This window comes from Nostoc sp. C052, assembly GCF_013393905.1.
GTDB lineage: Bacteria > Cyanobacteriota > Cyanobacteriia > Cyanobacteriales > Nostocaceae > Nostoc.
In genome coordinates this window covers 4105239-4124567 of sequence record NZ_CP040272.1, presented here as the reverse complement: position 1 = coordinate 4124567, position 19329 = coordinate 4105239, and the positions used below count along the sequence as shown (strand labels likewise).

15 protein-coding genes are annotated in these 19329 nt (G+C 41.8%); 9 read left to right on the top strand and 6 right to left on the bottom strand.

Translation table 11 applies throughout. The annotated features are described in order from the left end of the window. Positions 1-34 precede the first annotated feature (34 nt). On the bottom strand, positions 35-2326 hold the full coding sequence (locus FD723_RS16765; protein WP_179066334.1) for an amylo-alpha-1,6-glucosidase: 2292 nt from the start codon (positions 2324-2326) through the stop codon (positions 35-37). A gap of 1188 nt (positions 2327-3514) precedes the next feature. Here FD723_RS16765 and FD723_RS16760 point away from each other — a divergent pair. From FD723_RS16760 to trpE, 3 genes are all read left to right on the top strand, one after another. Further along, positions 3515-5524: a DICT sensory domain-containing protein gene (locus FD723_RS16760; RefSeq protein ID WP_179066333.1), complete on the top strand. Its 2010-nt coding sequence runs from the start codon at positions 3515-3517 to the stop codon at positions 5522-5524. 261 nt (positions 5525-5785) lie between these two features. Then, positions 5786-6205, top strand: a complete 420-nt coding sequence (locus FD723_RS16755; protein ID WP_179066332.1) for a photosystem I reaction center subunit II PsaD — start codon at positions 5786-5788, stop codon at positions 6203-6205. A gap of 151 nt (positions 6206-6356) precedes the next feature. Then, on the top strand, positions 6357-7886 hold the full coding sequence (gene trpE, locus FD723_RS16750) for an anthranilate synthase component I (protein WP_179066331.1): 1530 nt from the start codon (positions 6357-6359) through the stop codon (positions 7884-7886). Between the two features lie 579 nt (positions 7887-8465). Here the strand turns inward: trpE and FD723_RS16745 are convergent. Then, positions 8466-8705, bottom strand: coding sequence for a hypothetical protein (locus FD723_RS16745; RefSeq protein ID WP_179066330.1), 240 nt, complete (start codon positions 8703-8705; stop codon positions 8466-8468). A 65-nt stretch (positions 8706-8770) separates the two neighbouring features. Continuing rightward, a complete protein-coding gene (locus FD723_RS16740) occupies positions 8771-8983 on the bottom strand; it encodes a chlorophyll a/b-binding protein (protein ID WP_179066329.1) in 213 nt (70 codons plus the stop codon). A gap of 550 nt (positions 8984-9533) precedes the next feature. Between FD723_RS16740 and FD723_RS16735 the strand changes: the two genes are divergently transcribed. Further along, positions 9534-10496: an orange carotenoid protein N-terminal domain-containing protein gene (locus FD723_RS16735; RefSeq protein ID WP_179066328.1), complete on the top strand. Its 963-nt coding sequence runs from the start codon at positions 9534-9536 to the stop codon at positions 10494-10496. Positions 10497-11643: 1147 nt separating this feature from the next. Beyond that, complete coding sequence (locus FD723_RS16730; RefSeq protein WP_179066327.1) at positions 11644-12846, top strand: PD-(D/E)XK nuclease family protein; 1203 nt, start codon at positions 11644-11646, stop codon at positions 12844-12846. Positions 12847-13037: 191 nt separating this feature from the next. Here the strand turns inward: FD723_RS16730 and FD723_RS16725 are convergent, their stop codons facing one another. Together FD723_RS16725 and FD723_RS16720 are read right to left on the bottom strand one after the other, a co-directional pair. Then, positions 13038-13523: a hypothetical protein gene (locus FD723_RS16725; protein WP_179066326.1), complete on the bottom strand. Its 486-nt coding sequence runs from the start codon at positions 13521-13523 to the stop codon at positions 13038-13040. Further along, positions 13520-14644 (bottom strand): AAA family ATPase, encoded by a 1125-nt coding sequence (locus FD723_RS16720; protein WP_179066325.1) that lies wholly within the window; start codon positions 14642-14644, stop codon positions 13520-13522. The genes FD723_RS16725 and FD723_RS16720 overlap by 4 nt, the downstream gene beginning before the upstream one ends. Positions 14645-15018: 374 nt before the next feature. Between FD723_RS16720 and FD723_RS42165 the strand changes: the two genes are divergently transcribed. From FD723_RS42165 to FD723_RS16705, 3 genes are all read left to right on the top strand, one after another. Then, a complete protein-coding gene (locus tag FD723_RS42165) occupies positions 15019-15177 on the top strand; it encodes a hypothetical protein (protein WP_218651737.1) in 159 nt (52 codons plus the stop codon). A 146-nt stretch (positions 15178-15323) separates the two neighbouring features. Further along, positions 15324-17123 (top strand): asparagine synthetase B, encoded by a 1800-nt coding sequence (locus FD723_RS16710; protein ID WP_179066324.1) that lies wholly within the window; start codon positions 15324-15326, stop codon positions 17121-17123. 355 nt (positions 17124-17478) lie between these two features. Beyond that, positions 17479-18135 (top strand): pentapeptide repeat-containing protein, encoded by a 657-nt coding sequence (locus tag FD723_RS16705; protein WP_179066323.1) that lies wholly within the window; start codon positions 17479-17481, stop codon positions 18133-18135. A gap of 380 nt (positions 18136-18515) precedes the next feature. On the opposite strand, the gene FD723_RS16700 is transcribed toward FD723_RS16705, so the two are convergent. Then, on the bottom strand, positions 18516-18668 hold the full coding sequence (locus FD723_RS16700) for a hypothetical protein (protein ID WP_179066322.1): 153 nt from the start codon (positions 18666-18668) through the stop codon (positions 18516-18518). Between the two features lie 252 nt (positions 18669-18920). On the opposite strand from FD723_RS16700, the gene FD723_RS16695 reads away from it, so the two are divergent. Beyond that, the gene (locus FD723_RS16695; RefSeq protein ID WP_179066321.1) at positions 18921-19313 is read left to right on the top strand and encodes a hypothetical protein; all 393 of its coding nucleotides are present in this window, start codon (positions 18921-18923) and stop codon (positions 19311-19313) included. The last annotated feature ends 16 nt before the right edge of the window (positions 19314-19329 follow it).

Genomic DNA, 19329 nt, shown 5'->3' with positions numbered 1-19329 from the left:
CCCTCAATTCGCCACGATTTTACGCAAAGCTGTACTAAGCTTCAATAACTACCCGTAAATTGCCCCGTTTTTTCGCAACGCGACAAGCAGTCGTAGTCCCAGAACGCTCGAATTCCAAATCGAGGATGGTGGGGCCGACTCGTAAATTATGAAATGACAGGCGATTAATCGATTCTGGCAAAGCGGGGTCGATGATTCGCAAGCAGTTATTTTGAGCATCAGGTACCAAGTTAACCATCATTTGCAGTAGTTGGAAAATACTACCAGTAGCCCAAGCTTGGGGAGTGCAGGCAACTGGATACTGCACAGGGGTATTATCACCGTTCCGTTCGTAGCCGCAGAAGAGTTCTGGAGGACGTTGGTAGGGTTGTTGCTCAGTCATATCGAATAAACCTTGGAATATTTCTAAGGCTTGATCGATTAGACCGAGCGATCGCAATCCCATTGCAATCAGAGCGTTATCATGGGGCCAAACCGAACCAGTGTGATAACCCATTGGATTGTAAGCGGGTGACAAACTACTCAGAGTCCGAATTCCCCAACCATTAAACATATCTGGTGCCCGCAACCGTTCTGCTACACTATGAGCTTTCTCGTGCGTGAAGAGTCCCAAATGTAGACAATGACCAGGGTTTGAGGTAATACTATCTACTGGCTTGCCATCTCCATCCAAAGCCAGAGCGCAGAAATCCTGGTTTTCCACCCAAAAATCTCGATTAAAACGAACCTTAAGATTTCTGGCCTCTTCTTGCCAACGATCTGCTAAATCAAGCCGCTTCTTCATCCTAGCTATTTCTGCTAGGCGCATTTTTGCCGCATAGACGTAAGCTTGCACCTCAGAAAGGGAAATTGGCCCATTGGCTAATTCTCCCTTGTGGTCTACAATACAGTCGCCAGAATCTTTCCAACCTTGGTTAACAAGACCGCGTTTGGATTTACGGAAGTAACTGAGGTAGCTGGTTTCTTTGCTATTGCGATCGATCCACTCCATTGCGGCGAGAGCATTAGGCCAAAGTTGCTCTAGAAGTTCTTGATCGTGAGTCCAAGCGTAATGTTCGGCGTAGAGCATCAGCCACAGGGGAGTCGCATCAACTGTACCGTAGTAGGGCGTATGGGGAATTTCTTGACAACGAGCCATTTCTCCCAAACGTAACTCGTGCAAAATCTTACCCGGTTCTTCTTCGCGCCATTCGTCATCGATTTTACCTTGGTATGTCGCCAGCAATATCAGGGTTTCCTTGGCAATTTCCGAGTTTAACATCAGAGTTTGAGAAGCTGTAACCAGCGAATCTCGACCAAATAGTGTCGAAAACCACGGCACTCCGGCGGAAACAGTCTTATGCTTCCCAAAAGATTGGCGCAACAAATACATATCTTGTTCAGCCCGCTCAATTACTCGATTGAAGGTGCTTTTATCTGAGCTAATGCGCGTAATTTGTTGTACCCAGTTTTGCTCCTCCATCAACTCAGCAGCTTTCGCCTGTCCTAAAGTAGTGGCGGCGCTGACGGTTGAACTGGACTGATTATTTTTCAACATATTCACGCGGTAGCCCAGCTTTTGAGTTTCGTGAGAAGCCAACTCTAGCTGCCAAACCGCAGTATAACCCTTGAAATAGTCTGGTTGCCGATGCTGGAATAGAATCCGGGATTCCATCACCGAGCCATCCAGACCTTGATAGGCGAGTGTTAAGGATTCTTCCCTAGAGGCGGATGGCTCTTTGGGTATTGGTAAAACGCCATCGACCTGAGAAAATGTTCCTTCCTCAGTCGTTGGTTCTACTAGGCGTAAAAGCCGGCCTCGTTTTTCTCTGTCATAGCCCCGGACTTCAAATAAATCAACAAAATCTGCATCAAAGCTGATGCTTAGTTCAAAACTGACAGTGGTTGTGCTGTAGTTAGATACTTCTATTTCTTCAAATAGTGCGCCATTCAGAACGATTTCTCGGCGAATTCCGATAGTCTCGGCTTTTAGGCGATCGTCGATTCTGGGTGTAGTACACAAAACTGAGAGTAAAAAACCTTTCTCAGCAGTACTACTTAGAAGTACAGGCGATCGCCCTTCAATTTGCAACTCCAAGCGATTGAGAAATCTCGTATCACAACAAAACAGTCCCATACTAGGATTGCCATCGTTGAGGGAACAGCCAGAAATATTCCCGATAGTATCTGTGACAAAAAATAAATCATCATCTTTAACCGTCAGTGTCGGTTGCGATCTTTCAGCCACAACACAAGGCCACTCCGGGATAGGTAATTGTTCAGCAGGAATAAAAGTTTTTCCATCCAGGAAAATTTTTTCCGGGGTTATGAGTGTATCCGGTGTCATTAGTCAAAGTTCCGTGTATGGGTCTATTTTTGAGTAGAAGTCTCTTAAGCAAAAGGCAGAGGGGCAGTCCCAATGAAACAAGTTTCTAAAGCCTTGCATGAAAGAGGGACAAGAGGGATAAGAGGGATAAGAGAGACAAATAGTAAATGACTCTTTCAAGTCAGAGGGGAAAGAAGAAATACGAAATACCCTCTTGCTTTGAGACAGAGCGACTAAATTTATTTAGATCGAAAAAAGAAAGATTTGTGTCGAGATACACAGTGCAAACAAATAACAGCGTATCCTGGAGAGACACAAGGTACGAAAGTCCGGTCAGTTATTCTCACCCTGCTTTTACAGCCTTTTTCAAGTAATTGAACTATAGCGTTTTCTAATCATATAAAGTACATCATAGCCCTCTCCTCGTTTGCGCTACGGTGTACACACAAGTCTGGAGTAGTTTACGAATCTGGTTTTTACCCCACTCTAACCCTCCCCGTATGTATTGGGGAGGGAACTGGATTTCCGGCTTCCCCCCAATGCATCGGGGGGATTGAGGGGGTAATTTGATTTGTGTGTACACCGTAGCCTCGTTTGTGGGGATGGGGGTTCTTGTACCTCTACTCAAGCGATAATTGCCATATACTACTCCTCACTCCCTAATTTCCCGTCTTAGTCGTGGGCTATGCAATTAATTATCCTTAAAACCATACAATAATTAGTATTTTAGTATCATAGCTCCTGAAAGATTTTGCCTATGCAGGCACATAGCAAAGTTGGTCAAGAATGTATATTGGGCGTAGTAGTAGTCTTTCAATAAATAATTGATGGATAAATCCCCGGTAGAGACGGCGATTTATCGCGTCTCTCTAACCGTCAAAATGAATTTGACGAAGCCAAGAGGGTTTCAAGCCCCACCCCTTGTGGGCGATTAACATTTTTGGGGGAAGGTTCAAGCCCCACCCCTTGTGGGTGGCTCCCCCTTCTGCCTCCTGACTCCTTGACAGACTAGTAGATTCTCAATCAACCAATTAAGTTGTGTGTACTCCTCCTAGTTGGTAACGAAGTGTTGCGACTGTTTTGGCGAAAAGCGCTTTTTTAGCGTTCTTTACATATTGCAACTGTCTATTTAACTTGAGAGTCCCTTGGAATTTGTACAATGCAGCTGTGACGTGGATCTGATCGAGGTTGAGCGTTTAACAATAATTCATGAGCATTTCGACTTCTGTGCTGAGTGATCTGCTAAAGTCCCTACCCTACTTGCGGCCCCAGCTATATTTTAAGGCTTCATTAACGGCGCTCTCCCACGCGATGGAAGATCAAGTTTTGGCTGGGACTTTAGCCCAACCCCTTGTAATTGCTAGTTTTCAGCGAGAGCGATTCTACCGCCAAGAAGCTCATCGCTACCAGCGACTTGCCTTGCGGAGTAATCAAATATACGTATTATCTGCTCCAGAAACGGATTTCACCAACAGTTCGGAACACTACGAAAAAGTGGCTTTTGAGCCAACGGATGGCTTAAGTCACGAGTGGCATTTGGTAGTGATTGCTGACAATTACGCTACTTGTCTGGTTTGTCGGGAAAACCTTGGTTCTACTGCTAAAAAGAAGCAACTCCCAGAACTAAGCCCTAATCTGGATATCGACACAGCGCGAAGATTTGAGGGAATTTGGACATCGGAAAGGGGAGCTAGCCTGAAAGCCGCCGAATTGCTTTTAGACAGGATTTTGGTTTACAGACCAGAACTAGTAAGTAAAATTGAGGAGGCACGTCAGAGGTTTGGCATCGGGCAGCCACGAAACTACTCTGGAGCAGAACAGGTCAATGAATATGCCTGTGACATTGATACAGACCCGTTTGTGCAGCGCTTAGTAACTTATTTGCAAGCGAGTCAGTACAAACTGCACAAAGCCTATCGTTCCATTGCTGCCCAAGCACGAAAAGAGCGATTAGTCAACTCAATTAGTACTGCCATTCGGCGATCGCTCGATCCTCACGAAGTTCTCCAGGTGGCGGCACAAGAATTAGGGCAACACCTAGAAGCTTGTCGCTGTTTAATTTATCGCGCTCAAGCCGCAGATAGTCAAGCCATAATTGAACACGAGTTTTTGACGCCTGGTACTTTATCTGTTTGTGGGCAAACCTGGGAGTTAGAGAAAAATTCCCTATTTCGAGACATAGTAGAACTTGGTGAAGGCGTTTGTGTGAGCGATACGTTGAGCGATCCTCGCGTTATCAATTCGCCAGGACTTTCCATGATTGCCAAAAAGTTTGCCATTCGTTCTTGGTTGATGGAACCAGTATTTTATCAAGGGCGATTATTGGGCATTGTGGAGTTACACTATTGCCGAATGCCACCGCACGAGTGCCAACCAGGGGAATTGGATTTGGTAGAAGCGATCGCCACCCAAGTAGGAGCCGCTCTCATTCAAGCGGAAGCTTACGCTAACCTAGAAGAACTTAACCAGCAGCTAGAAGCCCTAGACCGCACCCGCAGCAACCTTATAGCTATCACTGGGCATGAACTGCGTACCCCCCTATCTACAATTCAAGTTTGCCTAGAAAGTCTCGCCAGTGAGCCGGATATGCCCTTGGAGTTGCAGCAGATCATGCTCAACACTGCTCTTTCCGACTCCGAGCGGATGCGAAAACTGGTACAAGATTTCCTCACACTTTCTAACCTGGAAAGCGGTCGAGTGCAATGGCATCCAGAATCACTCAGCTTACAAGAGTGTATAGATTTATCACTCAGCCGAAATCGCACGCGTTCCTCAACGGAAAAGCCGCCCCAAATCAAAACTCAAATTGCCGAAAACCTACCTCTGGTTAGAGCTGATGGTGATTGGCTAGTAGAAGTACTGGCAAAACTGATGGACAATGCTTGTAAATTTACACCACCCCAAGGAGAAATCACCATTAAAGCGATTTACAACAACCGTCAAATGGTCGAGGTAACTGTAGCTGACACTGGGCGCGGCATTGAACCGAATCGTTTAGAAATAGTTTTTGACCGCTTTTATCAAGAAGAGGGAGCACTGCGTCGCACCACTGGCGGCACTGGACTTGGTTTAGCAATTTGCCGTCAAATTGTTAATGGCTGGGGTGGGGAAATTTGGGCAGAGTCAACTGGCAAAGACCAGGGTAGTCAGTTTCACTTCACCATCCCGATTGTTCAGAATAGCCAAGAGGAAAAGCGGACAAAAGTTAAGAGTAGATAGGGATTGGGGATTGGGGGTTGGGAAGAAGCAAGGGAGCAGGGAGCAAGGGAGAAGAGTTTGAGTTTTCTCCTTTGCCCCCCGCACCCTGCCCCTCTGCCTCTTCCTGGGGACTGGGGATTGGTTTTTAACAAAAGACTAATGACTAATGACCAATGACCAATGACTAAAAGACTAAAAACTGTTACAGTCTATAACGCGATCGCAATATGATCGTGGTTGCGGTGTTAGGATTCCCTAAAAACGTTGAGAGAATCAGACTCTATGACAGAAAAACTCTCTGGACAAATCCCGCTATTTGCTGGCAGCACTGGTGGCTTGCTCAGAAAAGCGGAAGTGGAAGAAAAGTACGCTATCACTTGGACTAGCCCGAAAGAGCAAGTATTTGAATTACCTACAGGTGGTGCTGCTACTGCTCGGAAAGGCGAAAACCTGTTGTATTTAGCCCGCAAAGAACAAGGCATCGCTTTAGGTGGTCAACTCCGCAAACTCAAAATCACAGACTACAAAATTTACCGGATTTTGCCCAGCGGAGAAACTACTTTAATTCACCCAGCCGATGGTGTCTTCCCTGAAAAGGTGAATGCAGGTCGTGAAAAAGTGCGTTATGTACCACGCAGCATTGGGCAAAACCCCAATCCAGCACAACTCAAGTTCAGTGGTAAAGCTACCCACGACGCATAGGGACTAGGCATTGGGGACTGGGGAAGAAGTAAGGGAGCAGGGAGCAGGGAGTAAGGGAGAAAAGTCTTCCCATCTGCCCCCTGCATTCCGCCCCTCTGCCTCTTTTCAATCCCCAATCCCCAATCCCCAATCCCCAATCCCCTAGCAATTTATGGTATTCCCCGATTTCTCCGAATTTTCTCAGTTAGCTCTACAAGGCAACTTCGTCCCGGTATATCAAGAATGGGTAGCGGATTTAGATACGCCCGTATCCGCTTGGTATAAAGTCTGTGCAGGTCAGCCCTATAGCTTTTTGTTGGAATCCATAGAAGGCGGAGAAAAACTGGGACGCTATAGCTTGGTGGGTTGCGATCCGGTGTGGGTTTTGGAAGCCAGGGGCGATCGCACGACTCAGAAAAACCGCGACGGTTCACAGGTGGTTTTTGCAGGCGACCCTTTTACCGCTTTAGCCGAATGTTTAGCACCTTATCACCCAGTGAAATTACCACAGCTACCGCCAGGAATTGGCGGTTTGTTTGGGTTTTGGGGCTATGAATTGATTAACTGGATTGAACCGCGTGTGCCCATTCATCCACCAGATGAGCGAAATATCCCTGATGGGTTGTGGATGCAGGTAGACCACCTACTGATTTTTGACCAGGTGAAACGGAAAATTTGGGCGATCGCTTATGCTGATTTACGTGAAGAGAATGTAGATTTACAAGCAGCATATCAACAAGCGAGCGATCGCATCACCCAAATGCTCGAAAAGCTATCTCTACCCTTATCGCCGGAAAAAACTAAATTTGAATGGAAACCGCCAGGGAGCAGAGGAGCAGAGGAGCAGGGGAGCAGGGAAACAGAGGAGTATAAGAGCAATTTTACCCGCCCTGATTTTTGTGCTAGCGTCCAAAAGGCCAAAGATTACATTACAGCAGGCGATATTTTCCAAGTAGTAATTTCTCAACGACTATCAACAACATACACAGGCGAACCCTTTGCCCTTTACCGTTCGCTACGTCAGATAAATCCTTCGCCTTACATGGCTTACTTTAACTTCCAAGATTGGCAAATCATCGGTTCCAGTCCCGAAGTGATGGTGAAAGCCGAAATAGATTCAGATGGTGGAGTTATAGCAACGGTACGGCCAATTGCCGGTACACGTCCACGGGGTAAAACCACGAAGGAAGATGCAGCCTTCGCTGAAGATTTACTCCAAGACCCCAAGGAAGTTGCTGAACACGTCATGCTTGTGGATTTAGGGCGGAATGATTTGGGGCGTGTTTGTCAAAGTGGTAGCGTCAAAGTCGATGAATTAATGGTAGTTGAACGCTACTCCCATGTGATGCACATTGTCAGCAATGTTGTGGGTAAATTAGCAGTTGGTAAAACAGCATGGGATTTACTAAAAGCTTCCTTCCCAGCAGGTACGGTCAGCGGCGCACCTAAGATTAGGGCGATGGAAATTATTCACGAATTAGAGTCTAGTCGCCGGGGTGTTTATTCAGGTGTGTATGGATACTACGATTTTGAAGGACAATTAAATACTGCGATCGCCATTCGCACAATGGTAGTGCATGATAATACGGTTAGCGTGCAAGCCGGTGCAGGTTTGGTAGCTGATTCTGAGCCAGAGAAAGAATACGAAGAGACGCTAAATAAAGCTAGAGGTCTACTAGAGGCGATTCGTTCTTTGCGTTGAACTGGGGACTAGTACCGCAAGGCGGAATTAAAAATTAAAAATTAAAAATTAAAAATGAATACAACCTAAGCATTTCATTGATTTGGAATGGGTGGTTTATTTCCGCCGTGTTGTACTAGTATATACAAGCAGATCCCCGACTTCTTTGAGAAGTCGGGGATCTTGTTTCTCAGCAATGATTCAGGATTGATATAGTCAATTTCGCATACAATTAATTGCACACTGGTTTTTGTTGTTTAATTGCAAAACTGGACTTGATATAAGTACAGTGACAGTTCGATCTGCTGTATGAGAATCCAATCCAGATTTTAAAAGTTGATATATCAATAATCTTCTATTTTGAATTACATAGGTTTTACTTTGAACTGCAAGATGTTTGGAAACAATTTGTGCTACTTCTAAGCCCACGTATCCACAATACCGTGACAAATTGGGAAGCTTTATAAATCCAATTAACATCGAACTTTTTCCAAGGCTAAACAGAGTTTTTTAGAGATATTAAAAAGTGCAAAGAAGTCCTGGTATTCAAATCCAAGACCTCCGTTAAATTTACAACACGCTAGTAATGAACAAACTGGTTCATCCCAATTGGCTGAAGTATGTCGCCCAAATAATTCCAGTTACTCCAATGGCTATTAAAAGGTTAGTGAAAAATCTACCGAACTCAATTTCTTGTCCTAGTCCCTTGTCGTCTTGACCTGCTGTAAAAAACAATGACCAGGCTTGATTTGCATTGATAGTCTCAAAGTTGTTGAAATCAGGTCTAAAAACGACGGCCCCAATCAAATCTTTATTGGGATAATCAAAATCAGTTTTCATAAGTTTGCCTCTAAATTGTTTTATTTGTCAAGTGAAGAAAATTCATAAATCTCAAAATGTCTTCTCTAAAGGCTGGTTAGCCATCCAATCAAACCGTGTCCGGTGAGAACTTCTAAAGCGATGAGTGAGACAAAGCCAATCATTGCCAAACGACCATTGAGTTTTTCGGCATATTTGGTGAAGCCTATCCGTGGGGTTTCATCAACATAAACCTTAGGTTCAACCGCAAATCTGTTAAGTTGACCTCGTTCGTTAATGGTAAAACCTTTACTTGTCATCTTTTATTCTTTGTTTGTGTCGTTGTATAAACTAATATTAACGATTGTAAATATTTTTTGCAACCACTTGACTTGGTAGTAAAAGTAGTGACAGCCGTACAAAGTAAGTACGGTATTTCGGATTTGTACGAGAAGCGATCGCTTTTACAAGTGAATACACACAAAAGCACCAATTACGTTTAATTTAACTTCAGTAAAACTTATCAAATCTATAAATAGAAGTTATTAATATATAGCTGAGAAAGTATTGCTTATTTGTAACGGACTTGTTATGTTTCTTTACATAAAGATAGAAAAGCAATATCAATGCGTTAAACCATCGTTAATCAAGGTTTTCTAACTATGCAGTTGAGCCTGCAATATGCTTTGCCGAGTATCTAAACTCAACGGCAACAACATCGCTATGCCTTTAGTAGAGCTATGTCTACGATGGGCTGTTCAGTGATGCAAAAACTGCTGAGTGCCTTGATTAACAGCTAAACGCCTTATCTTTGCACATTTGATTTTTCACATTCGGTAGAACTGTAATTTTCTTTTGGGAATTTCTGCTATGTCTTTTACCATCCAATCGGCTCAAAGTATTTTTCCTGGCACCCTAGTTGCTGACGTTGTTCCAACCGTTGTTGAATCATTCTCTAAGCTTAATGCTGAAGATCAACTAGCACTACTCTGGTTTGCCTATACCGAGATGGGTAGAAGTATTACGGTTGCTGCTCCTGGAGCAGCTAACATGATCCTCGCACAAGGCTTACTCGAGCAAATTAAGCAGATGCCTTTTGAGGCTCAAACACAAGTCATGTACGATTTAGCTAACCGTGCTGACACTCCTCTCTGTCGTTCCTATGCATCCTTCACCGTAAACATTAAATTGGGCTTCTGGTATCAGTTAGGTGAATGGATGGCTCAGGGAATCGTTGCTCCAATCCCAGAAGGTTACAAGCTTTCTGCCAAAGCTGCTGATGTGTTGCAAGCCATTCGCAGTGCAGATTCCGGTCAACAAATCACAATCCTACGCAATACCGTAATTAGCATGGGATTTGACCCGAACGCTCCTGGTAGTTACAAAAAAGTTTCAGAGCCAGTGTCTCCTCCGACTGCACCAGCATTTCGGACTAAAGTCACTATCGAGGGCATCGACAATAGCACGGTGTTGGGCTATATCAACAACATGAATGCCAATGACTTTGATGCTGCGGTTTCTCTGTTTCGTTCTGAAGGTGCGTTGCAACCTCCCTTTGAAAGACCGATTGTTGGTCAAGACGCAATCCGCGCCTATATGCGTGAAGAATGCCAGGGATTGAAGATGATCCCAGAGCGCGGTGTATCTGAGCCTGTGGAAGATGGCTATACTCAAATTAAAGTTACAGGCAAAGTCCAAACCCCTTGGTTCGGTGCCAGTGTGGGGATGAATATTGCATGGCGGTTTTTGCTAGATCCCCAAGGCAAAATCTTCTTTGTTGCGATTGACTTGCTGGCTTCTCCGAAAGAACTGTTGAACCTAGTACGTAAATAGAAAGCTAGATTAGTCGCTGCTTAAGCGTGGATGAGTGAGGCATCACGCTTAAGCAAAAGAAACTGATAACGGCTTCTTTAGCCGCAATAGACATCTCCAGAAATTAAATATGCATTACCCAGAACCCTTGTAGAGACGTAGCATTGCTACGTCTCTACGTTCTTTTTCGGAGATGTCTAATGAATAATATCTGTTGAAAGCTTCGGTTTAGCTTATCCTAAATCTAGAGGCGTTAATGAGCTAATAAGACTATGAGTATTGTCAGTTAGCTTTGTTGCTGTAAATCAACAATATACACAATCACAATGTAGTGATGATTGCACCCACTAACAAACTGTGGTCATCAATATTACAACGTAAAGCCTTAAGGTTATAACATAAAGCCTTAAAGTTATAACGTTAACCCTTAAAGCTAGAACATAAAGCCTTAAGGTTACAACATTAAGCCTTAGAGCTTTAACATTAAGTCTTAAGGTTACAACATTAAGACTTAATGTTAAAGCGATCGCTGATAGCAGTTCTCAACTGCATAGAATACAGACCATGTGTAGGAGCATAGCAATTCTCATTGGTGGGTGTAAACTTTAAGCTCAAATGCCTACTACACAAGTGTTTCACCCAACCCCAACCTCTCCCCGATGCCTTGAGCTACAGTGTACACACAAGTCAAAAAAAGCTTGATTTTCCATTGTTTTCTTGTTGCTCTCGAACACAAGCTCTGCATGGGAATGCCTGATTTAGAGGCTCTGCCTCCAGTCAGACATTGAGTCAGAGACTCAATGAATGCATTCCCAGTCTGAGACTGGGAACGAGAAACGAGAAAAGTCTTATCAAACAAGGTTTTTAGGACTTGTGTGTACACCGTAGCCAATATATCGGAGAGGGATTGAGGGTGAGGTAAGTTAGAGACATAAATTGTATGTTATTTAATTCTTAATTCCTATTTGAATTTTAGATTTTGCTGATATCCATTGGCGTTAGCGAGTCTCTGAGCGCCTGGGGATTTCCCTCATGAGCGACTGCGTAGCAAGTTTTATTTTACTTTTCCAATTGGAGTGTCTATTTCTTAATCTACAAGAGTAACTTTTGCTGCATTTCTGGGAATAATACAGCTGTCGTACCAGTAAAAAATTCAGTAGTAATGACAATGCCCCCCACAGAACGAGCATTGCTGGAAAGTTTGATTGTTGATAATGAAGATTTAGAAAAACTGGAATTAAAACTCGCTCAATTTAATATTTTTGAAGCGATTGGTGTAGTCCGTCAAGAATTACGTCATTCAAATTTTTTAGCATTTCTGTTAAATCCATCTGAAAACCATAGACTTGATGATATTTTCCTCAAGCGATTTCTTAAGCGAGTGCTGTTAGAAGAGTATGAGCCTAAAGACGAAAAATATACAAAAGTTAGTCCCGTTGATATAGACATAGCTGATTTCACCGATGCTGATGTTAGACGCGAGTGGCAAAATATTGATATTCTCATATACTCTCCCCGCAATAAACTAGTATGTGCGATAGAAAATAAAATTGACGCTGGAGAAGGTATAGATAAATTAATAAAATATCAAAGGACGGTTGATCAAGAATTTAAAGATTGCCGAGCAATTTTAATTTATTTAACACCAGTAGGCGATCCACCTTCTCAAAAGAATTGGAGAATATATAACTATTCTAAAATAGCTGAGATAATCGATAGCATTTGCATAAGTGATAAATCTACAATTGGTATAGATGTTTACACCTTGATGGGTCATTATTCTACATTAATTAGGAGACATATTGTGAGTGATTCAGAAGTCGCTGAACTCTGCCGTAAAATATACACTAAGCATAAACAAGCTCTAGATTTAATTTTTGAGCATCGTCCAGACTTACAATCAGAAATTGCTACAAGAATTCACGAATTACTAATTCGAGAGACTGACTCTAAAGAAATATCTGTATATTTTTGGAGTAAGGGATACATAGGCATCATCCCTAAAAAATGGGAAGAGAATAATTTACCCTTGAGTTTACAATTTGAAAATTATCCTGAAGCGTTAATGATAAGAATCCTAATTGATCATAGTGAGGATAAATCCATCTGCGAAAAAATACATGATATATCCCAGAAAAATAGACCTCCTTTTAAGAGGAGAACCCTATCACCACAACGGACAACTATTTATATGAAATCTGTTCTTAAACCTAGAGATTATGAAGATGCTGATATTGAGGAATTAATGAATAAAGTGCAGGATTGTTGGCGACACTTTATTAAAAATGACTTTGTGACTATCGAGAACTTAATTAATACAAATATAGATGAGATAATTTGTAAGGATATCTCCGTTCATCCTGAATCCTGAAGATAAAGTTTAGCGATCGCTGCCAAAAGTCTTATACTAGTACAGTTTTATACTGAAGACTTTGACTCTATGTCAAGCAGATTTACTTTGATGCGATCGCACAGATGAGATTTTGGATTCATGGCGATCGCTCTTGCCTAAAAATCCTGTTTTTGTCTGATTGTATCTTGTAAATATTTAAGATATCTTCTTTAATTAAACAGAAATGGTTTCACAGATGAAATCATCCGATCTAATTCAGTTTTATTGTGTTTGAGAAGATCGTGTCCCCACAATTCATTCGTGTTATCAGAGCAATCTTTTGCAAGAGCTTCTCCGATATTTTCAAAACTCTTCTTAATATCTCTCCTTAACCTCTCTGGTTCCGAGAAAACTCCAATAACAAATACTCTATTTTCTAAATCATCTGGAATCTGATGCTTTACATAAATCAATCTATCTTTATCTTCATCAAAATCAATCAGTAAAGCAATCATTCTGTCTGGATATTGTCGCATTGTAGAGGCATAATTATTCGTGAATTTCTCCACAACATTTTTCCAACCACCTGCCTCTGGTAGGACTTGAATAGCGCGGCTATTGAGGTTTAGATCAAGAATAAATCCGTTTGCAATCTGACGATTAGCATCGTCTTCAGGCAACACAAGAATGTGCGGTCTATGCTTATTTATGCTCATAGTTCTATATCGCCACGAATCAAGGCATCTACAAGATCGCTTTGAATAGACAAATCACTGAGCAATCTGATTAAAGTTGGCTCTAAGTGGCTTTTTCTATCCAGTACAAAGGTATTTTCATTTGAAAACTTTCTGATTGCTTCAGGATTATGAGATGTAACCAAAATTTGCCCAACATTCCTAAATGAGCGTCGTAGCGATGTTAGAAAATGTCCAACCTCTGATATAGCGAGATAGTTGTCAGGCTCATCCCAGAAGCAGAAAAGAGGGCCGTATGATTCGTTGGCAGCTAAGACAACCGAGCAAAGAAAAAAGCACTTTTCACCATCAGATAAGGCTTCAAAGTCAACACTCAGATTCGCATTATTTTCTTGAAACCGAACAATCATGCTTTTGGAGTCTTTGCCGATTAGTTCATTCAGAAAATCCTTAATATCAGGCATAACTTCACGGAGATATTGGACAACCTCTGTGTACGCAGCAGGATAGCGACTGAGTAGCCCAGAAAACCACTCCCCGAAGTTTGAACCATCCCGCTTTGGCTCCAAAGTGTCGCCGTTGGAGTCTCCTGTCATTAAGCTTGGGATCGGAGCTAAAATGATCATGCGAGAAAGCCAAATCTTGAAAATACGAAGTGGATCCGTTTCTGATTGCTCCTGAATTACTGGAAGGGCGACAAGATGCCAATCCACTAAAAACTGAGCCTCACGATTTTGCGAACTGTTGTGAAGAGTGACTTTGGCTTCTTTTCGAGAGTAGATTGGCTCTCCTGAAACTAGCAGTTGCTCTTCAAAAACTCGAAGTTCTTTAAATTTTGCTGGCAACTCTAAAGCAAGGACATATTTGTATAATTTATTGTCAAGTAATACTTCTATTTCAAAGCGGATCGGAACATCAGACCTTCCACGAGCAAAATCTTTTGGGCTAATAAGTTTAAGGTGTTCAAGTTCGCGCATTCTATTAATGCCTCGACCGATAGACTGAAGTACCTCTAATGCAGAAGCAGTAGTTGATTTACCTGAACCGTTTTTTCCAATCAAGAGAGCTGATGATATCCCCTTTATGGGCAATTCAAAGTTTTCTAGACATCTGAAATTGTGTATATATAGTCTTTGGAGCATAGGAAAAAATTTCTGAGAATTGGAAGGTAAAAACCTTTTTTATCTGCCTAAGTAATGAATAAGGATTGCCACGAACATCTTGATAAATCAGGTGCTTTGCTGATCGACAGAAAGATTATCTACATATTAGATCACATTTATTTTGATAACTAACGCTATCCTCAATAAATAGGAGTTGATGAATTTAACAGTGCGCTCTCCATCATCTAAAATAGAAAGTAACATGCTCAAAATAGCCTATGAACGCCACAACAACCACTTTACCTTCTACACTCAAATTGAAAATTGACTTGACTGATGAGCAATTTTTATAGATGTGTCAGAAAAACCGCGATTATCGATTTGAGCGTACAGCATCAGGGTAATTATTAATTATGCCACCAACAGGTAGTGATACTGGCAACCGTAACTTTGATATGGTTGTTTACTGGCGGCATATCCGCCAGGAGCAGCATTTCCCGACTCTGGCTGGAAACGAGGTTTTAAATGAGTTTCAGCTTAAGTTGAAACCAATGAGCAATGCTGTGCCTTGACGACAGATGTGGTTCAAATACATGAAAACTGCTGTAAGCGTTTTATTTGTATAGTACATTTGAACTCAAGTCAAAACCGCTATATTGATTTGAAAGCTCTCTTAAGTAATGCTTTAAAATTACTGATTATGCGTTAGAGATTTCTCATGCTATTTGATGCGTTTAAAAAATATAAATCTCCTAAAATCAAATTCATCAATACTAACCCAAGATGGCGCGTAGCATGGGGAACAGTTAATGCAAATTATGAGGATATAGCTTGGCGAGATGAGAAAATTTCTGTAATTTTACCACGTACCAATTCTGAATTTTTGACGGAGAAATTAGCAATCAGTTCTGGAGGACGATTTGTTGTTGTTGGTGATATTTGGTTAACGAACCGAGTGCAATTGCTGCAAAATTTGGGAATTGAATCGGATAGCTTTCAAGGAAATTATCTGCAACTAGTTGCCAATCTTTGGGAACGACAGGGCTTTGAATGTCTTAGGCAACTTGTGGGGATGTTTGCGCTGGTAGTTTGGGATAGAGACAAACAGGTGTTAAAGTTGGTTCGCGATCGCATCGGTGTTCGTACCCTCTATTACACTACCACTGGTTCGGTTCGTTGGATTGCACCTCAGTTGAGAACTTTATCACCTTATCGTTCATCTGATTTAGATTTAGTGGCGTTGCGAGATTATCTTTGTTGTGCCTTTGTTCCCGGAGAACGAACCCTTTGGGAACAGGTGCGAGAACTGCGACCTGGAACCGTTTTAGAATTTCCCGACCAGAAAGTTGAAGCTTATTGGCAGCTTCAAGAAAAAATTATAGCAATAGATAAGCCTTTAGCATGGCATGGCGATCGCTTGCGAGAACTCCTAGACCAAGTTGTTCAAGAATATTTACCACCAGCAAATGAACCCGTTGGTGTTTTCCTTTCTGGCGGTTTGGATTCTAGCAGTATCACTGCTTTAGTGGCAAAATTTCACAAAGCACCAGTTCACACCTTCTCGATTCATTTTGGTGCTGAATCTCCCAATGAGTTAGAATTTTCCAATCTCGTTGCATCCCATTGTCAGACGCAGCACCACATTTTAGAAATTACTTTTAAGGATATGTGGTCACACCTGCCGGAAACAATGGCCTATTTAGATGACCCCATTGGCGACCCCCTGACTGTTCCCAACCTTTTGCTGGGACGACTGGCGAGAGAAAGTGTAGAAGTTATTTTAAATGGTGAAGGTGGCGACCCTTGTTTTGGTGGGCCAAAAAATCAGCCAATGCTAATTAATAGTTTATATGGTTCTGTCACCAACCAGGATGCATTACAAGCTTATTTAATTTCATTTCAAAAGTGCGCTCCTGACTTACCACAACTTTTAAAACCAGAAGTTTGGCAAGCAATACAAACAGCACCTTGGGTTTTTGAAGAAGACTTATATTCTCAAGCTAACTATCTTAATCGTTTGATGGCAATGAACATCAAATTTAAAGGCGCTGACCAAATTCTGACGAAAGTCAGTAACTTGACTCAAGCCGCTCGTTTGCAAGGTCGTTCTCCCTTGTTTGACCAGCGAATAGTAGATTTAAGTATGGAGATACCTCCACAGTATAAGCTTTCTGGAGTGGAAGAAAAAGCAGTTTTAAAGCAAGCGATTACCTATGGTACATCTTCTCTAGGAGATGCTGCGCGATCGACAAGCGCAGATATTTTACCAGACGCAATTATTCATCGTCCCAAAAGTGGCATGATGGTACCAGTACAGCTAGGATTTCGCAAATATTGGCAGCAAGAAGCCAAAGATTTATTACTCAATCGGAATGCAGCTATCACTCCTTACTTGAACCAGTTGCCAATTCGTAATTGGTTAAACTATCAAGGAGATACTTGGAGTCGTTATGGAGTAAAGCTGTGGTTGCTTGCTAGTTTAGAAATTTGGCTACAAGTAAATCAAAAAGCACAGTAGTGAAAGCAACAAAAGAATACGCTGATGCCATCAGTGATGAGTGATGAGCAAGAAAAAATACTCAATACTGATTACTTGTAAGAATTTTAACTCATATCATGTCTTTTCATCAAAAGCCGTAGGGAAATTTAAGTCGTTAGTACTAATGACTTTTGTTGTATGAATATTTCCTGACTTATGTCAGCATTTTTTGTTTTAAAAAACACTGAAAAAACGCATTTTCAGGTGATTGGCGATTTTGTACCTATTTATTTTTGATTATTTACTGAACCGATCTCCATTTGGGGTGTACTCTCAATATACGGTAACTATCACACTCGACCTTTGAGATAAATTACACCCAGAGGTGAATACCATGAACAATTATGCTAAACAACAGGAATTTATATTAGGTCAGATCACAAATAAATATTTTCAGCGTCGAGATTTTAGTGGATGTGACTTGAGTGGAATCGACCTGAAAGGAATTGATTTAAGTGGTATTAACTTTATCGGAGCGGATTTGCGTGGTGCAAATTTGTGCGGCTGTGTTCTGACTCGTGCTAATTTAAGTGGCGCAAATTTGATGGAAGCTAGCTTACGTGAAGCTAATTTGTATGAAGCATCTTTGTGTGAAGCCAATTTGACTAATGCTGATTTAAAAGGAGCAAATTTGTGTGGAACTTTTTTATGGCGCGTGAAATTTACAGGTAGCAATCTTTGGGGTGCTTCTTTGTGTGATGTAGATTTGAGAGAAGCAGACTTAAGTGAAGCCAAATTAATTGAAGCATCGCTGATTGAAGCTAACTTAAGTTTTGCAAATCTCGCAGGAGCAAATCTTGCAGGAGCAAAATTACTAGAAGCTAATTTGACTGAGGCTAATTTAACTGGTGCAGATTTGACATGGGCTAATTTAACCAAGGCAAACTTGAGTAAGGCAAACCTTTGGAAGACAAATCTGATTTATGCAAAGTTGCGGGATACTATTATGCCTGATGGCACGATTGAGCAACCTCAGATAGTTATTTATTAGTTAGGAGTAGGCTATTACCCTTGGGGCGATCCCTGCATTTCTCACAAGCTCAAGGCGTTTGATGGAGTAGAAGAGAAGTAATGAGTAATGAGTAATGAGTAATGAGTAAAAACTGCTTACTTCTTACTCATTACTTATTACTTCTCCCCGGCACTTGCATAGGCTTTAAGAGGTGTCGTGAGAAATCCGGGGATCGCGCTTTCTATTAACCAACTGCGATCGCACTAAAAATTAAAGTGGGAGTTGTGGCGATCGCTTGGGTGAGTGAATAAAAGTTTAAGATTGCAGTACCCCTTGTTCTACTTTTGTTAACTCAATTTTCAGATAATTAGGGCGATACTTTGCCATCGAAGCCGCATCTAAGACTGTTTCAAAGTTATCTAAAATCCTAATTTAGTTAAAAGGCTGTTTCCCGGCGGAGTGTACTGTAGCGATCGCCAAATCACATACTCAAATTGATCTTGAATTGATGTTGCTAGTTTAGTGGCTAAAGTCGTTTTCCCAACGCCGCCTATACGGAAGATTGTAAGCAAGCGACAGCCATCTTGTAAAATCCATGACTTGAGCTGCGTTAGTTCTTGTGAGCATCCATAACTAGTAATTCAGGATATTTCAGCCCCTCTCCGCGTCGGAGAGGGGTTGGGGAGAGGTTCATCTCACGTTAATTCAGTTAAAACTTGGTCAAAACTTGGGATACGGGACTTTATTTGCGTAATGCACCCTATTTTCGCTGTATGTTTCTTAGATACATCGAATTGCTCTTGTAAACTTATTGAGAATTAACTATGGAACCTATTTCTCTGATTATTGCTGCTTTAGGTGCTGGTGCGATCGCTGCTACTAAAGAAACCGCAGGAACAGCCGTGAAAGATGCCTATCAGGGTTTGAAGGCTTTGATTAAACAGAGGTTTGCTGATCAGGGTAAAGAAGATGATAGCAATATCGTAGACAAGCATGAAAAAAAGCTGGATTCAGAAGCATTTAAGGCATTACTCCAAGAAGAGTTAACCAATTTAGGCGTTGATAAAGATGCGGAAATTATCAAGTTAGCTCAGGAGTTATTGAAACAGGAAAAGCCGGAGGAATCTGCGGCTGGTAAGTATAACACAGTATTTCAAGGAGAAGTGAAAGGCGCTCAAGTAGGCGATCGCAACACACAAACAAATACCTTTAGCTAAAAGCTACTAAAGTATC

What these genes read in the sequence shown, in the direction of transcription:
- FD723_RS16765 (WP_179066334.1), bottom strand. Translation starts at nt 2,326, where the DNA reads ATGACACCGGATACACTCATAACCCCGGAAAAAATTTTCCTGGATGGA.
- FD723_RS16755 (WP_179066332.1), top strand. Translation starts at nt 5,786, where the DNA reads ATGACAGAAAAACTCTCTGGACAAATCCCGCTATTTGCTGGCAGCACT.
- FD723_RS16760 (WP_179066333.1), top strand. Translation starts at nt 3,515, where the DNA reads ATGAGCATTTCGACTTCTGTGCTGAGTGATCTGCTAAAGTCCCTACCC.
- FD723_RS16745 (WP_179066330.1), bottom strand. Translation starts at nt 8,705, where the DNA reads ATGAAAACTGATTTTGATTATCCCAATAAAGATTTGATTGGGGCCGTC.
- FD723_RS16725 (WP_179066326.1), bottom strand. Translation starts at nt 13,523, where the DNA reads ATGAGCATAAATAAGCATAGACCGCACATTCTTGTGTTGCCTGAAGAC.
- FD723_RS16740 (WP_179066329.1), bottom strand. Translation starts at nt 8,983, where the DNA reads ATGACAAGTAAAGGTTTTACCATTAACGAACGAGGTCAACTTAACAGA.
- FD723_RS42165 (WP_218651737.1), top strand. Translation starts at nt 15,019, where the DNA reads ATGCCACCAACAGGTAGTGATACTGGCAACCGTAACTTTGATATGGTT.
- FD723_RS16710 (WP_179066324.1), top strand. Translation starts at nt 15,324, where the DNA reads ATGCTATTTGATGCGTTTAAAAAATATAAATCTCCTAAAATCAAATTC.
- FD723_RS16695 (WP_179066321.1), top strand. Translation starts at nt 18,921, where the DNA reads ATGGAACCTATTTCTCTGATTATTGCTGCTTTAGGTGCTGGTGCGATC.
- FD723_RS16730 (WP_179066327.1), top strand. Translation starts at nt 11,644, where the DNA reads ATGCCCCCCACAGAACGAGCATTGCTGGAAAGTTTGATTGTTGATAAT.
- FD723_RS16735 (WP_179066328.1), top strand. Translation starts at nt 9,534, where the DNA reads ATGTCTTTTACCATCCAATCGGCTCAAAGTATTTTTCCTGGCACCCTA.
- trpE (WP_179066331.1), top strand. Translation starts at nt 6,357, where the DNA reads ATGGTATTCCCCGATTTCTCCGAATTTTCTCAGTTAGCTCTACAAGGC.
- FD723_RS16705 (WP_179066323.1), top strand. Translation starts at nt 17,479, where the DNA reads ATGAACAATTATGCTAAACAACAGGAATTTATATTAGGTCAGATCACA.
- FD723_RS16720 (WP_179066325.1), bottom strand. Translation starts at nt 14,644, where the DNA reads ATGCTCCAAAGACTATATATACACAATTTCAGATGTCTAGAAAACTTT.